At 38.8% G+C, this 16,601-nt stretch carries 12 protein-coding genes; 9 read left to right on the top strand and 3 right to left on the bottom strand.

What is annotated here, in order from left to right:
- Positions 1-47: 47 nt before the first annotated feature.
- Together smpB and B045_RS0106925 are read right to left on the bottom strand one after the other, a co-directional pair.
- Positions 48-527, bottom strand: a complete 480-nt coding sequence (gene smpB / locus B045_RS0106920) for an SsrA-binding protein SmpB (protein WP_018463547.1) — start codon at positions 525-527, stop codon at positions 48-50.
- Positions 524-1,030: a DMP19 family protein gene (locus B045_RS0106925; RefSeq protein ID WP_018463548.1), complete on the bottom strand. Its 507-nt coding sequence runs from the start codon at positions 1,028-1,030 to the stop codon at positions 524-526. The genes smpB and B045_RS0106925 overlap by 4 nt, the downstream gene beginning before the upstream one ends.
- 82 nt (positions 1,031-1,112) lie before the next feature.
- Between B045_RS0106925 and B045_RS0106930 the strand changes: the two genes are divergently transcribed.
- The 6 genes from B045_RS0106930 to B045_RS0106955 all read left to right on the top strand — a co-directional run bounded on the left by B045_RS0106930 (position 1,113) and on the right by B045_RS0106955 (position 9,713).
- Positions 1,113-1,997, top strand: coding sequence for a glycosyltransferase family 2 protein (locus B045_RS0106930; RefSeq protein WP_018463549.1), 885 nt, complete (start codon positions 1,113-1,115; stop codon positions 1,995-1,997).
- Complete coding sequence (locus tag B045_RS0106935; protein WP_018463550.1) at positions 1,952-2,926, top strand: glycosyltransferase family 2 protein; 975 nt, start codon at positions 1,952-1,954, stop codon at positions 2,924-2,926. Before B045_RS0106930 ends, B045_RS0106935 begins: the two co-directional genes overlap by 46 nt.
- Positions 2,923-4,038 carry a glycosyltransferase gene (locus tag B045_RS0106940; RefSeq protein ID WP_018463551.1) on the top strand — a complete coding sequence of 372 codons (1,116 nt, stop codon included), beginning with the start codon at positions 2,923-2,925 and terminating at the stop codon, positions 4,036-4,038. Before B045_RS0106935 ends, B045_RS0106940 begins: the two co-directional genes overlap by 4 nt.
- Entirely contained in the window at positions 3,998-5,680 is a 1,683-nt protein-coding gene (locus B045_RS0106945) for a bifunctional metallophosphatase/5'-nucleotidase (protein ID WP_018463552.1), read from the top strand. Before B045_RS0106940 ends, B045_RS0106945 begins: the two co-directional genes overlap by 41 nt.
- Positions 5,681-5,801: 121 nt before the next feature.
- On the top strand, positions 5,802-8,498 hold the full coding sequence (locus tag B045_RS0106950; RefSeq protein ID WP_018463553.1) for a valine--tRNA ligase: 2,697 nt from the start codon (positions 5,802-5,804) through the stop codon (positions 8,496-8,498).
- A gap of 3 nt (positions 8,499-8,501) precedes the next feature.
- Positions 8,502-9,713 (top strand): clostripain-related cysteine peptidase, encoded by a 1,212-nt coding sequence (locus B045_RS0106955; RefSeq protein WP_018463554.1) that lies wholly within the window; start codon positions 8,502-8,504, stop codon positions 9,711-9,713.
- A gap of 59 nt (positions 9,714-9,772) precedes the next feature.
- Here the strand turns inward: B045_RS0106955 and B045_RS0106960 are convergent, their stop codons facing one another.
- On the bottom strand, positions 9,773-11,356 hold the full coding sequence (locus B045_RS0106960) for an NAD(P)/FAD-dependent oxidoreductase (RefSeq protein ID WP_018463555.1): 1,584 nt from the start codon (positions 11,354-11,356) through the stop codon (positions 9,773-9,775).
- Positions 11,357-11,610: 254 nt separating this feature from the next.
- Between B045_RS0106960 and thrA the strand changes: the two genes are divergently transcribed.
- The 3 genes from thrA to thrC are packed head-to-tail and all read left to right on the top strand — an operon-like array spanning position 11,611 to position 16,585.
- Positions 11,611-14,046 carry a bifunctional aspartate kinase/homoserine dehydrogenase I gene (gene thrA / locus B045_RS0106965; protein ID WP_018463556.1) on the top strand — a complete coding sequence of 812 codons (2,436 nt, stop codon included), beginning with the start codon at positions 11,611-11,613 and terminating at the stop codon, positions 14,044-14,046.
- A gap of 4 nt (positions 14,047-14,050) precedes the next feature.
- On the top strand, positions 14,051-15,280 hold the full coding sequence (locus tag B045_RS0106970; protein WP_018463557.1) for a cofactor-independent phosphoglycerate mutase: 1,230 nt from the start codon (positions 14,051-14,053) through the stop codon (positions 15,278-15,280).
- 3 nt (positions 15,281-15,283) lie between these two features.
- Complete coding sequence (thrC, locus tag B045_RS0106975; protein ID WP_018463558.1) at positions 15,284-16,585, top strand: threonine synthase; 1,302 nt, start codon at positions 15,284-15,286, stop codon at positions 16,583-16,585.
- Positions 16,586-16,601: the final 16 nt, after the last annotated feature.

Raw genomic sequence — 16,601 nt, forward strand, 5'->3', positions numbered from 1 at the left:
ATCCTGCTAAAATACTAAAACAAAGTATAGGCAACAAAATGCCTATACTAGAAATGCTTGATAGCTCGATCCATTTCACGCCTATCCTGCTTTTCACGCAAGGTCTGGCGCTTATCAAATTCCTTCTTACCCTTGGCAAGAGCAATATCAATTTTTGCACGTCCGTGATTATCTATAAATATCAGAACAGGTACGATAGTGAATCCCACCTGTTTGGTAGCCTCCTCCAATTTATGAAGTTCACGCTTGGTGAGTAGCAATTTACGGTCGCGCCTTGCCTCATGGTTACTGAACGAACCATAGAAATACGGGCTGATATTCATTCCCTTCACCCACATCTCACCATTATAGATGACACAGAAAGAATCAACCAAAGAAGCCTTTCCTAAACGGATACTCTTTACCTCTGTTCCTGTAAGGACGAGCCCTGCTGTGAACGTGTCGACAAAGAAATATTCAAAAGAAGCTTTTTTGTTTCTTATCTGTATGGGACTTTTCTTTCTTAGTTCCTGTTCTTCTTTATTCATTTTTCAATCTTTGCAAAATTATCAATGTGCTGATCAATATAAGTAGCCACCTTTGATACGAACATCTCTTCATTTTCAACGAACTCATCATCAAAGTCGTCAAACTCGGCATGTTGTTCAAACATAGCCATAAATTCCTCGTCTGTACAATCTTTCTCAATTTCCTCGTGATGCATAGCATACAGGCGATGACTCTTATTTATTATCTTAAACAATTCAGGCAATCCCCATTCACGAAAAGCCTTATCAGTAGGATTCATGTAGATGAATGCGCCAAGTCCGTTATGGATCAACTGTACGAATCCACCATCCATAATCTCATCATGGAGGTAATGGAAAGCAAGCAGCGTTATCTGATCGGAATTAAGCTGCGACATGTTTTCAGCTGTCAACTGACCATCAATGGAGTCAAGTATAGCATTGGTGAAAACCTCTACGAAGGCATCCATACCTTCTTCGGCAGCCTTCTGTAATATATCATCTTTTATTATTACCTCTTTCATAATTTAATTTATTAATATTGCAAAAGTACTAATTTTATATGAAATTACAAAATACTTACTTTTTTTTATTACTTTTGCAGTTATGAAACTATCAGTTGTAATACCAGCTTATAATTCAGGAGCTACAATATGCCGATGCATAAGTTCCATCATTGCGCAGGATTTTACCGATATGGAAATAATATTGGTGGATGACGGATCGCAAGACGGAACGCCGTATATATGCAATGAATACACAGCTCAGGATTCAAGAATATCCGTGATTCACAAGCCTAACAGTGGGCTGAGTGAAGCACGCAACTATGGTATTGATGCTGCCAAGGGTGATTATATAACTTTTATAGACAGCGATGACAGTCTGGAACTTGGAACGTATAGTAGATTGTTTGAATTGATTGACAAGCATCCTGAATATGACGTATTGGAATACTCTGTAAACGTGAGATACAATTCACGAAATAACAGAAAACTAAAATTCAATAATCACGAATACAATGACATGAAGGCATATTGGCTTAATGAAAGGGCATATAAACACGCCTATGCATGCAACAAGATATACAGAAGGTCATTATTTAACGACATCAAATACAAGACTGGTATCATATTTGAGGATGTAGAGATATTGCCAAGACTGCTGAAGAAATGCAAAGTAGTAGCAACAACGGAAATTGGTACGTATAACTACATCTATAATGGTGACGGACTCACGGCAAACGCTCATGTAAAGCAATTGGAAAGTATGCTTGAAACACATGTAGCAATTATGAAAGAGACTTGCGACAACAGATATTTCAAATATATAATTAACATACAACTTGACGTGTACCGCATGGGAGGAAATATTCTTGTTGAAGACGGATTACCATACAGAGGCACCCTCAAACTGACTTTATATCATTTATTAGGAATTAAAAGACTATGCTTGATTCACAAATTATTTCGCATAATAACACACAGCCGCTAATAACATTCATTATCACAACGTATAATCTTGACGCAGGGCTTTTGAAAGAATGCATAGAGAGTATTACAAGACTTTCAATAAGCATTGATGAACGAGAGATTATAGTAATTGACGACGGAAGCGACTTGCCTGCACTCAACAGTCTGACAAGCGTATGCAAAAACATTGTGTATCTTTGGCAGCCTAACAATGGAGCAAGTGCGGCACGAAACATAGGACTAGACATTGCACATGGAAAATATATCCAGTTTGTTGATGGTGATGACTATCTGATAAGTGCCACCTACGAGCATTGCCTTGACATAACCAGATATCATAACCCAGACATGGTGATGTTTGAACATACAAGCAAAAATGATTCTGTAGTAACAGAGGCCTATGACGGTCCGTTTTCGGGTGCAGAGTTCATGCACAACAATAATTTAAAAGGCATGGCATGGGGATATATATTCAAGAAAGACATCCTCATGAGTCTGAGATTCAACAGAAACATAAAGTTTGGGGAGGACGAAGAGTTCACAGCACAACTGATTATTCGTGCAGAAAGACTATTCACCACTCCATCAAAAGCATATTTCTACAGACAGAGAAGCAACTCTGTAATCCATGAAATAAACAAGCGCACAAAAGTTCAAAGACTGGAAGAAAACGAATCTATCATATTCCATTTGCATGATATGCTTGACAAACTGCCAAAAGCAGAAAGAGCTGCAATGGAAAGACGAATAGCACAATTGTCTATGGACTACCTATATAACACCGCACGACTGACTCACAGCTACTCGCATCTTAATGATGCATGCGAAAGACTGAGAAGACGTGGACTGTTTCCGCTTCCAGACAAAAAATATACAAGAAAATACAGTCTGTTCAGAAAGATGAGCAAAAACGCTATAGGAAGAAGATTAATTATTGCAACAGCAATATGAAAATACTCTTGATAGGAGAATACAGTAACGTACATGCAACTCTTGCAAAAGGCTTGCGAGAATTGGGACATCATGTCGTAGTTGTCTCAAACGGCGACTTCTGGAAAGACTATCCGCGTGACTATGACGTTAGCAGAAAGAAAGGGAGTGTGGGAGGTGTAATGCTATATGCCAAACTAATTTCACTATTGCCTAAGATGAGAGGATTTGACATTGTGCAACTGATTAACCCATTGTTTTTTGAGTTGAAGGCTGAAAGGCATTATATATTTTACAACTATCTTAGAAGACACAACAAATGTATTATAATGGGAGCTTTCGGGATGGATTATTACTGGGTGCATGAATGTATTACAAGAATGCCACTGAGATACAGCGACTTTAACATTGGACATAAACTACGCACTGACGAAGAAGCTATAAAATACAGAAAAGACTGGATTGATACCGAAAAGGAAAAACTTAATAAATATATCGCACAAGACTGCGACCGCATTGTAGCAGGATTATATGAATATTGGGCATGCTATAAACCGGCATTCGAAAACAAAACAAAATTCTGTCCCTACCCTATAATTACAAAAAACACACAACCAAGAAAGTTTGACGGAACCCTGAAACTATTTATCGGCATAAACAAAGAACGCAACATATATAAGGGCACAGACATAATGCTGAAGGCTGCCCAGGACATGAAAAAAAAATATGGTGACAGGATTGAACTGAACATTGCAGAAAGCATACCCTTCAACGACTATATAAGGATGATGAACGGCTCTGATGCAATTCTTGACCAGCTATACAGTTACACACCGTCGATGAATGCGCTTGAAGCCATGAGTAACGGAATTATCTGCATTGGCGGAGGTGAGGAAGAAAACTATAATATCATTAACGAGCATGAACTGAGACCCATTGTGAATACTGCTCCAAACTATGAAGGAGTGATAACGGCAATAGAATTCTTACTTAATAACTCCAATAGTATTGACAAGATGAAAAACGACAGTATGCTTTACATTAAAAAGCATCACGAATATATTACAATTGCAAAAAAATACATAGAAGTTTATGAACAATCACTTGGAAATAAAAATAATACACACTACTGATGTACACGGGAGTTTTTTCCCCTACGACTTCATTAATTCATGCAAACGCAAAGGATCGCTTGCAAGGGTATCTACCTATGTGAAAAAATTAAGAAAGGAATACGGAGAAAGACTTCTGCTGCTTGACGGTGGTGACATCTTACAGGGACAACCGACGTGTTATTACTGCAACTATATAAATACAGAAAAAACAAACGTGGCTGCAAGGGTGATAAACTTAATGAAATATGATGCTGAGACCATAGGAAACCATGATATCGAAACAGGGCACAAAGTATATGATAAATATTGTTTAGAGACAGACTGTGATATACTTGCTGCTAACGTGATTGACACAAAATCATTAAAGCCATACTTTAAGCCATATAAGATGATGGAAATAAACGGTTTGCGTATTGCGATAATCGGTATGCTGACACCAACAATTTCACATTGGCTACATGAACATCTGTGGAGCGGAATGAAGTTTGAAGGCATTCCAGAATGTATGGATAAATGGACAAGACACGTAAGGGAAATAGAACATGCAGACATTGTTATCGGACTGTTTCATACAGGATTTGAAGGCGGTATAAATGACAACGGAATAGGAGAAAACGAAAGTATTAAAACGGCTACAAACGTAGCAGGAATAGATCTTATTCTCTGCGGACACGACCATAGACTAAAACACGTAGTGCAGACGTTTGGAGATTCAAAAAAAATAAACATTATCAATCCATCAAGTAATGCCCACTACATTAGTGAATCAACGATTACTGCTCACAAAACAGAAAGCGGTTGGGCGCTGGATAAGATAGACAGTAAACTAGTGAACATTGAAGAAGAAGAGGTTGACGAGGAGTTTCTCTCCCACTTCACGGAAGATATGGAAGAAGTGAAAAACTACGTAAATCGCAAAATCGGAACTATAGAAGAATCTATATTCACCAAAGACTGTTTCTTTGGTCCCGCTCCATTCAGTGATTTCATACACGACGTGCAACTGAAAACAACAGGGGCAGAAATATCACTAAACGCACCGCTACAATTTGATGCATGTATAAAAAAAGGAGAAATTCGCGTGAGCGATATGTTCAATCTATATACATACGAAAATCAACTGTATGCTATCAGAATGTCGGGAAAGGAAATACACAACCTTTTGGAGATGAGCTATTATCTATGGGTAGACACTATGAAATCAAAGGATGACCACATCATGCTTATGGATATTGACAACAACGGCAGACACCATTGGCGTAACCTGGCCTTTAACTTCGATTCGGCAGCAGGAATAGACTATGAGGTTGACGTGACTAAGGAAAAAGGACATAAAGTAAAGATATTACGTATGTCTGACGGAAGACCATTCAGCGAAGAAAACACATATAAAGTAGCGATGAACAGCTATCGTGGAAACGGAGGCGGAGAACTGCTTACAAAAGGTGCCGGCATTCCGTTTGAAGAGATTGCTTCACGAATAGAATACATCAGCGACAAAGACCAACGAAGATTACTTATGGAATATATTGAAAGTCATCACCACATAAATCCTCAAGCACACACAAACTGGAAATTCATTCCAACAAAATGGACAGAGCACGCAATAAGCAAAGATAGAGATTTATTGTTCCCGAATGACAAAGAATCTACGAATTGATATATTTTACCAAATCAGCATGCAATATGCATCAAGATTAAGGTACTTTTTTTTCATAATTAAAATTAATTTTGTAATTTTGCACAGTATAAATATATAAAAATAAATATAAAATTTAGATATGGAACTAGCAAGTAAGTATGATCCACAAGACGTGGAATCAAAATGGTATGAATACTGGCTTAACAACAAGCTATTTAGCAGTAAGCCAGACGGACGCGAACCTTACACCGTGGTTATTCCACCACCTAATGTTACAGGAGTGCTTCATATGGGCCACATGCTTAACAACACCATACAGGATATTCTTGTACGTCGTGCACGCATGGAAGGCAAAAACGCATGCTGGGTTCCAGGAACAGACCACGCAAGTATAGCTACTGAGGCTAAAGTGGTAAACAAACTTGCTGAACAAGGCATTAAAAAAACTGACATGACACGTGACGAATTCCTAGGTCATGCATGGGATTGGACAAACGAGCACGGAGGCATCATACTTAAACAATTGCGCCGACTTGGTTGCTCTTGCGACTGGGAACGTACTGCATTTACAATGGACGAGACACGCAGTAAAGGCGTTATAAAAGTATTCTGTGATCTATATAAGAAGGGACTTGTATATCGTGGCGTGCGCATGGTGAACTGGGATCCAAAAGCACAGACTGCTTTGTCTGACGAAGAAGTAATATACAAGGATGAACACTCAAAACTATATTATCTGAAATATCGTGTTGTTGAAAGCGACTGTAAACAAGTTGAAGAAGGCAACGTGATGCATAAGGACGAAAATGGATATTACGCCGTTGTAGCTACAACACGTCCGGAGACTATCATGGGCGACTCTGCAATGTGCATCAACCCAGAAGACGTTAAGAATACTTGGTTGAAGGATAAGCACGTAATAGTACCATTGGTAAATCGTGAGATTCCTGTTATTGAAGACAGTTATGTTGACATACAGTTTGGTACAGGTTGCTTAAAGGTTACTCCTGCACACGATATTAACGACCATGCACTAGGACTGAAACATGGACTAGAGACTATTGACATTTTCAACGACAACGGAACTATAAGTGAAGCTGCCGGACTATATGTTGGTCAAGACCGTATGGACGTGCGTAAGCAGATTGCAATAGACTTGCAGAACGCTGGTCTGATGGAAAAGATTGAGGACTACGATAACAAAGTGGGATTCTCTGAGCGCACAAACGTTCCTATTGAGCCAAAACTTTCTACACAGTGGTTCCTGAAGATGCAGCACTTTGCTGACATTGCCCTATCACCTGTTATGGACGACGAGATTGAATTCTATCCAAAGAAATACAAAAACACTTATCGCCACTGGTTGGAGAACATCAAGGACTGGTGTATAAGCCGCCAGTTGTGGTGGGGACATCGTATTCCAGCCTACTACTTTGTAAACGCAGATGGAAAGAATGACTTTGTTGTTGCCGAGAGCGCAGAGGAAGCTCTTGAAATGGCACAGAAGAAGAATGCAAACATTAAGGCAGAAGACCTGAATCAGGAAAGCGACTGTCTTGACACATGGTTCTCTTCTTGGTTGTGGCCTATATCTGTATTTGACGGAGTAAACAATCCAGACAACGAGGAAATAAACTACTACTACCCTACTAGCGACTTGGTAACGGGTCCAGATATCATATTCTTCTGGGTAGCAAGAATGATCATGGCTGGATATGAATATCGCCATACATTCCCATTCAAGCATGTATATTTCACTGGTATCGTACGTGATGGTTTGGGTAGAAAAATGAGTAAGAGTCTTGGAAACTCTCCAGACCCAATTAAACTTATTGAGAAATACGGTGCAGATGGTGTACGTATGGGTATGATGCTAAGTGCACCAGCCGGCAACGACATTCTGTTTGACGAGAGTCTCTGTGAACAAGGTCGTAACTTCAACAACAAGATATGGAACGCATTCAGACTTATCAAGGGTTGGGAGACTGCTGACATTGAGCAACCAGAAGCAAGCAAAATAGCTGTTAAATGGTTTGATGCCAAACTAAAGGAAGTAAACGCCGATATGCAGGAGCAATTTAAGCATTACCGCATAAGCGAAGCTCTGATGACTGTTTACAGACTATTCTGGGACGAGTTCTCAAGCTGGTATCTTGAAATGATCAAGCCTGCTTATAATGATGGCAACGCACAACCAATAGACAAAAAGACATTTGACGCAACAATAAAATTCTTTGATTCATTGCTGAAGATGCTGCATCCTTTTATGCCATTTATTACAGAAGAGTTGTGGCAGCAGATTGCAGAACGCAAAGATGGTGAGAGCATTATGTGTGCAACACTTGATATTCCAACTAGAACAAGTGAAGAGAGCAAACTTGCAGCTGACATAGAAACAGTGAAGCAGATTGTATCTGGTATACGTACTGTGCGCAACCAGAAGAACATTGCACCAAAAGAAGTTCTTGAACTCCAGACTGTAGGTGAAAATAAGTTTGCTAATTACAACAACGTCATCATCAAAATGGCTAACCTAAGCGCAATAAACACTGTTACTGAGAAGACCGCAGACGCAAGCGGATTCATGGTTGGTACAGATGAATACGCTGTTCCTGTTGGTAATCTTATCGATGTAGAAGCTGAAATAGAAAAGGCACAAGCCCAAATACAACATCTTGAAGGTTTCCTTATCGGCATTCGCAAGAAACTAGGCAACGAGAACTTCGTAGCTCATGCTCCTGAAGCTGTAGTAGCACTAGAACGCAAAAAGGAAAGTGACTCTGAAGAAAAGATAGCTGCACTAAAGCAGACTATAGAGGAACTTAAAAAGAAATAAGATATGAAGAAAATTCTAACATTACTGTTTGTCACTCTCACAGCCTTCGCTATTGTTGGCTGTGACCATGACGACCCTAAGACTGTTTATCAATATGAGAACACAACAAAGACCATATTCATATACATGCCTTGGACTGGTTCTACAACAAGTAGTAACGGAGCTCTTACAGATTACTTTGACGTAAACATCACTTCAATACAGAACGCTATAAATACAAATGGCGGACTCAAAGGAACTGATGTTATCGTATATAAAGCCAACAGTGCTAGCAAAGCTGTAATGTTTAGAATGAAGTATAATATCACATTAAGAAAATGTGAGCTTGACACATTACTCGCAAACGTCAGTAATAATGCTATAACAAAGGAAAACTTAACAAGTTTACTGAATCAAGTAAGTTCATACAGTAACACTGGTTCTTATTCTATTCTTGTGGGCTGTCACGGAAGTGGATGGACTCCACGAGGAAGTGACGCAACAATGCCAAGAGCTAGTAGAGCTTTTGGTGGTCAAGGACCGGAATTGCAATATGACTTAAGTGATTTGAGTTATGCAATTGCAAACTCAGCAATGAAGAAAGTTGAATTTGTTAGTTTTGATGACTGCTATATGGCTAACGTTGAAACAGCTTATGAACTGAGAGACGTCACCAACTATCTCGTAGCCTCAACAAGTGAGGTTATGGGAGACGGTTTCCCTTATGATACATTGTTTAAGTATATGCTAGGTACTCCAGACTATGACAATATCTGCAAGACTTTCTACAATTATTATATGAAAAGCAGTTATCCGTATGGAGCTTTATCTGCTATAAAATGCGGTGACGCAATAAAGCAGATGGCAAGCGTGATGAAAGATATCAACACAACATATACTTTTGACCAGTCAAAACTTAGTTCGGTACAATACCTTGATGGTTATGACAATAACGTGTTTTTTGATTTAGGTTCATACGTAGAACAATTGGGAGCTATAGCACCGTTAAGTACAAACTTCAAGACAGCTCTTGAAAATCTTGTTCCATATAAGGTTTGTACACCATATATATATACGGCATACTCTAATTCATACCGCAGTGATACTGATCCGAAGAATCCATACAATACATTCAAGGTGAACACATTTAGCGGAATAACGATTAGTGATCCTACATTGAATTCGACAGTAGTAAATTCAAAGAAGAACACTGCATGGTGGCAAGCGACACATTAAAATATAAAAAGGAGAATTTCAATAGAAATTCTCCTTTTTTCATTTATATAATATTCCTATTACTTCTTTGCATATTCTGCAGCCATTTCAGCGCATCTCTCACCATCAATACCAGCAGAAACAATACCACCCGCATATCCAGCACCTTCACCACATGGAAAAAGTCCAGCAATGCGTACGTGCTGAAGAGTTTCTCTGTCTCTTAGTATACGTACGGGGCTAGAAGTTCTTGTTTCAGCAGCAATCATTACAGCTTCATTTGTAAGGAATCCATGAGCATTTTTACCAAAAGTCTTAAAGCCTTCCTGTAAACGGGTGCTAACAAATTCTGGCATCCAGAAATGCAACGGACTACTTATAAGTCCTGGAGCATATGAACTCTTTGGTAAATCGTAACTAAGATGCTTGTTAACAAAGTCAGACATTCGCTGTGCAGGGGCAGTCTGCTTCATATTTCCCTGTTGCCAACAGTTCTTTTCAAACTGTTCCTGAAATCTCATAACGCTTAAAGCATCTTCATTATCATCTCCAGACATCTTTGCGCAATCATCAGGATGAACCTCAACAACCATACCGCTATTACTCCATGCAGTACCTCGGTTACTTGGACTCATACCATTTACAACAATCTGTTCCTTATCTGTAGCAGCAGGTATAACGAAACCACCAGGGCACATACAGAAACTATATACACCACGTCCGTCAACTTGTGTTACAAAAGAATATTCAGCAGCAGGCAGATACTTTCCCCTACCGTCTTTATTATGATACTGGATCTGATCAATCAGTTCACTAGGATGTTCAAGACGCACTCCTACTGCTATAGCCTTTGCCTCTATCTCAATCTTAGAATCATTAAGATAGCGATATACGTCACGGGCACTATGACCAGTGGCAAGGATTACAGGACCATGGAATTCCATCTGTTTCTCATCATTCAAAGAAACTGCCTCAACACCAACAACCTTATCACCTTCAAGTATAAGACTCGTCATCTTAGTAAGGAAATGCACCTCACCACCACAAGCAATAATAGTATTACGCATGTTCTCGATAACGCTAGGTAACTTATCAGTACCTATATGCGGATGAGCATCAGCAAGGATAGACTCAGAAGCTCCATGCTGACAGAAAACATTAAGAATCCTATCAACAGATCCACGTTTCTTGCTACGCGTATAAAGTTTGCCATCACTATAAGCACCAGCACCACCTTCACCAAAACTATAATTACTTTCTCCGTCAACTTTCTGCGTCTTAGTAATCAAAGCAAGATCAACCTTTCGCTCGCGTACATTCTTTCCACGCTCAATTACAATTGGACGAATGCCAAGTTCAATTAATCTTAAAGAAGCGAAAAGTCCACCAGGTCCCTCGCCCACAACAATTACTTGCGGACAATTCTCAACGTTAGGATACTCAGTAGTAACATACTGCTCATCCTGTGGGAATTCATTAATATATATACGAACCTTTAAGTTGAAAAAGACCTGTCTATGTCTGGCATCAATACTTTTATTAAGCACTCTCACCTGATTTATGGTGCGAATGTCCAATCCTTTATCTTCAGCTATAAACTGTTTTATATTCTCTTCAGTGTAAGCCACCTGTGGCGAAACACGAATTTGATATTCATTTATCATGGGTACAAAGTTACAAAAAATGAAGCTAAAATGGAAATTATCAATGAATTAGTTGGCTATAATAATAATTCTTAGTATTTTTGCCCATGAATTCATTCAAATTGTAAGGTTTTGATGTGTTTTTCGAGTTATTTGCCACTTTTGTACTGCTGGTTTTAAAACTCGGCTATGATTATAACCGACAATTAAAGTCTGATTTCGTTAGCGAAATGCCACTATTGTCAAGTGGTCGCACAAATTAAAACCATTAGTAAATGAAAGTATTAAAGTTTGGTGGAACATCTGTTGGTTCCGTAGAAAGCATTCTTAGCTTAAAGAGTATTGTAGAGAAAGAGGCTAAAAAACAGCCGATAGTAGTTGTTGTAAGTGCACTTGGTGGCATAACGGACAAATTGATTTCCACATCAACATTGGCATTACAACACGATGATAATTGGAAATACGAATTCGACCAGATGGTTGATCGTCATCATAAAATGATAGACACAATTATCACAGACACAAAAAAACGAGAAGACTTATTCAACACTGTAGATTCTCTATTTGAACAATTGAGAAGCATTTATTTTGGTGTCTACCTAATACATGATTTAAGCGAAAAGACACAAAATGCTATCGTTAGTTACGGCGAACGTCTGTCAAGTAATATTGTTGCTGCTCTGGTAAAAGGTGCAAAATGGTTTGACAGTCGCGAATTTATTAAGACCGAACGTATTAATGGTAAAAATGCACTTGACAGTGAATTAACAAATAAGTTAGTAAAAAATACATTTAAAGACCTTCCACATATTTCATTGATTCCCGGATTTATCAGTCGTGACACTGATACTGACGAGATAACAAATCTTGGACGTGGAGGAAGCGACTATACAGCAGCCATTATTGCAGCTGCACTGAATGCCGAAGTATTGGAGATATGGACGGATGTAGATGGTTTCATGACTGCCGATCCAAGAGTTATCAAGACTGCATACACAATTAACGAACTAAGTTATATTGAAGCTATGGAGTTGTGTAACTTTGGTGCTAAGGTAATATATCCTCCAACAATATACCCAGTATGTATAAAGAATATTCCTATCAGAGTTAAGAATACATTCAATCCTGAAAATCAAGGAACAATAATAAAGAATAAGATTAATGATGACAAGAAACCTATCAAGGGTATAAGTTCTATCAACGGAACAGCACTTATCACCGTGACAGGTCTTTCTATGGTTGGTGTCATTGGTGTAAACCGCAGAATTTTTACAGCTCTTGCCAATGAAGGAATAAGCGTATTCATGGTTTCGCAGGCATCTTCAGAAAACTCAACCAGTATCGGTGTAAGGGAGGAAGATGTAGAAGAGGCTGTAAAAGTGCTGAATGATGAATTTGCAACCGAGATCGAAGACGGAGCTATGTTCCCTATGCATGCAGAATGCGGGCTTGCTACTGTAGCCATTGTAGGCGAGAACATGAAACATGCCGCTGGTATTGCAGGTAAACTGTTTGGAACTTTAGGAAGAAGCGGTATCAGTGTTATAGCATGTGCACAGGGTGCCAGCGAAACAAATATATCATTCGTCGTAAAAAGTGAATCATTAAGAAAGTCATTGAATGTTCTTCACGACTCATTCTTCCTTTCTGAATACAAGGTTCTAAACTTATTTGTATGTGGAATCGGAACTGTAGGTGGCAAACTTATTGAACAGATTCGCAATCAGTATGATGAGTTGAAGGAAAGAAGTCAACTGAAACTTAATGTCGTTGGTATCGCAAGTTCCAAGAACGCAATATTAAATCGCGACGGAATAGATCTTTCAAATTATAAGGATGTATTGAAGACATCAGAAATAAGTAGTCCTGAAAAGCTGAAAGAAGCTATATTGGGAATGAACATATTCAATAGTGTGTTTGTAGACTGTACAGCAAGTAAGGATATAGCTGCATTATACCAAAGTTTTCTTGAAAACAATATCAGTGTAATAGCTGCAAATAAGATTGCCGCCAGTGCTGAATATGACAAATATGTGGAACTGAAAAAGACAGCTTTGAAACGTGGCGTTAAATTCAGATTCGAAACAAACGTAGGTGCAGGTCTTCCTATTATCGGAACTATCAATGACCTTAGAAACTCTGGCGATAAGATATTAAAAATAGAGGCTGTATTAAGCGGTACATTAAACTTTATCTTTAATGAGATAAGCAGTGATGTTCCATTCTCTGAAACAGTACGCAGAGCAAAAGAAAAAGGATACAGTGAACCAGATCCACGTATTGATTTAAGCGGAAAAGATGTCGTAAGAAAGCTTGTTATTCTAGCACGTGAAGCAGGTTACAGAGTAGAACAAGAGGATGTAGAAAAACATCTATTTGTTCCACAAGAATATTTTGAGGGAAGCATTGATGATTTCTGGAAGAATCTTCCAAAACTTGACGCAGATTTTGAAACACGCCGAAAGATAATTGAAAGCGAAGACAAGAAATGGCGATTCGTTGCTGTTATGAACGGCGGTAAGACAAGCGTGGAACTAAAAGCTATTGAGCGAAATCACCCATTCTATAATCTTGAAGGAAGCAATAATATAGTACTTCTTACAACAGAAAGATACAAAGAATATCCTATGTTAATTCAGGGTTACGGTGCTGGAGCTAGCGTGACGGCTGCCGGTGTATTCGCAAATATAATGTCAATTGCTAATATCTAGGATTATGAAACATATTATCATACTTGGCGACGGTATGGCAGACCATGCAGTTGAAAAATTAGGAAACAAAACTCTGCTGCAATATGCAGAAACACCATACATGAACATGTTGGCTAAAAACGGACGTACTGGAAGATTAAACACCATTCCTAATGGGTTTCTTCCTGGTTCTGAAGTAGCCAATACTGCAATTCTTGGATATGATTTAAACAAAGTATATGAAGGTCGCGGACCACTCGAAGCTGCATCAATAGGATACATCATGCAACCAGAAGACATGGCTATAAGATGCAATATCATTGAGTTGGAAAACGGATTGATAAAAAATCATCATGGTGGACATCTCACAACAGAAGAAGGAGATGGACTGATTAAATATCTTGATGACAAACTTGGCAACGACAAGATTAAATTTATTACCGGCATACAATATCGCCATCTTCTCGTGATAAAAGGCGGAAACAAGCATATCGTTTGTGCTCCACCACATGATCATCCAAACGAGGAATGGAAAAAACTTCTTGTAAAACCAGAAGATGATTATGTTGAGACAGATTCTTCAAGAATGAGTCCTCAAGAAACAGCTGATTTGATAAACGAACTGATATTAAAGAGTCAGAAATTACTCTCCGAACATCCCTTTAATAACGGAAGATTGGAAAAGGCAAACAGTATATGGCCTTGGAGTGGTGGTTACAGACCATCTATGAAAACCCTTATGCAACTATTTCCTGATATCAAAACAGGAAGTGTAATTTCGGCTGTAGACCTTATACGTGGCATAGGACATTATGCAGGACTGGATGTCATTAAGGTAAAAGGAGCTACAGGACTATCTGACACCAATTACGAAGGAAAGGCACAGGCTGCCATTGATGCTCTGAAGAAACAGGACTTTGTTTTCCTACATATTGAGGCTAGCGATGAAGCTGGACACGACGGAGATTTAGATTTGAAACTTAAAACAATTGAAAATCTTGACTCCAGAATCGTAAAAACAGTATATGAAGAAGTGAAAGACTGGAATGATCCTGTTTGCATTGCTGTTTTGCCGGACCACCCTACTCCAGTTGAAATACGTACACACGTAAAAGAGCCAGTACCTTTTATTATCTGGCATAAAGGAATTGAACCGGATGAAGTAAGCACATACGATGAAGTGAGTTGTGTCAGCGGAAGTTACGGTTTGCTGAGATTGAATGAATTTATGGAAACATTTATGAAAATAAAATAAGTTATGAAATACTATAGCACAAATAAAGAAGCACCAATTGCAACTCTTGAAGAAGCTGTCGTAAAGGGTTTGGCTCCAGATAAGGGTCTATATATGCCCGAAGATATCCATAAGTTGCCAAAAGCATTTTTTGATAACATAGAAAACATGTCGTTTCAAGAAATCGCCTTCGAAGTAGCAAAGGCTTTTTTTGGCGATGATGTAGAGACAAGTGCATTGAAAGACATTGTATATGACACCCTATCTTTTGACGTTCCTGCTACAAAGGTTGGGAACAACATATATTCTCTTGAACTGTTTCATGGTCCTACTCTTGCTTTTAAGGATGTTGGTGCACGATTTATGGCTAGACTTTTGCAATATTTCATAAAGAAAGAAGGTCAAAAATCTGTTACTGTTCTTGTTGCCACATCTGGTGATACAGGTTCAGCTGTAGCAAATGGATTTCTTGGCGTAGATGGCATACACGTAGACGTACTTTATCCGAAAGGTAAAGTGAGCAAGATTCAGGAAAGCCAGTTTACCACACTTGGTAAGAACATAACAGCTATCGAGATAAACGGTGTATTTGATGACTGCCAAACTCTTGTAAAACAAGCATTCATGGATGAAGAACTGAATGCGAACAAGAAACTTACATCAGCTAACAGCATCAACGTGGCACGCTTCCTTCCTCAGGCATTCTACTATTTCTATACTTATGCTCAACTGAAGAAACTAAACAAGGCTGACAATATGGTCGTATGCGTACCAAGTGGAAACTTTGGAAATATATGTGCAGGAATATTTGCTCATGAAATGGGATTACCTATCAAGAGATTCATAGCAGCAAACAATGCCAATGACATATTCTACAAGTATCTGCAAAGCGGAAAATACGAGCCGAAACCTAGCAAACAGACATTAGCAAACGCAATGGATGTTGGTAACCCTTCAAACTTTGCACGTATATACGACCTATTTGGAGGTAGTCATGAGAAGATTACAAATCTTATCAGTGGAGCCACATATACAGACAACATGATAAAGGACACGATGCAGACTTGCCATAAAGAAACTGGCTACATTCTAGATCCTCATGGAGCATGTGGCTACCGTGCTTTAAAAGAAGGACTCAAGGACGGAGAAACTGGAGTCTTTCTGGAAACTGCACATCCCGCTAAGTTCAAGGAAAAGGTTGACGACATACTGAATATAGACATCAACATCCCTTCACGTCTGGCAGAATTCATGAAAGGTAAAAAGCAAAGTATTGAAATGAATAACAGCTTCGCTGAATTCAAGGAATTCTTACTGGAACAGTAATATATAAAAAATACAA

Origin of the sequence: Segatella paludivivens DSM 17968 = JCM 13650, from assembly GCF_000373185.1 — a bacterium.
Classification (GTDB): domain Bacteria; phylum Bacteroidota; class Bacteroidia; order Bacteroidales; family Bacteroidaceae; genus Prevotella; species Prevotella paludivivens.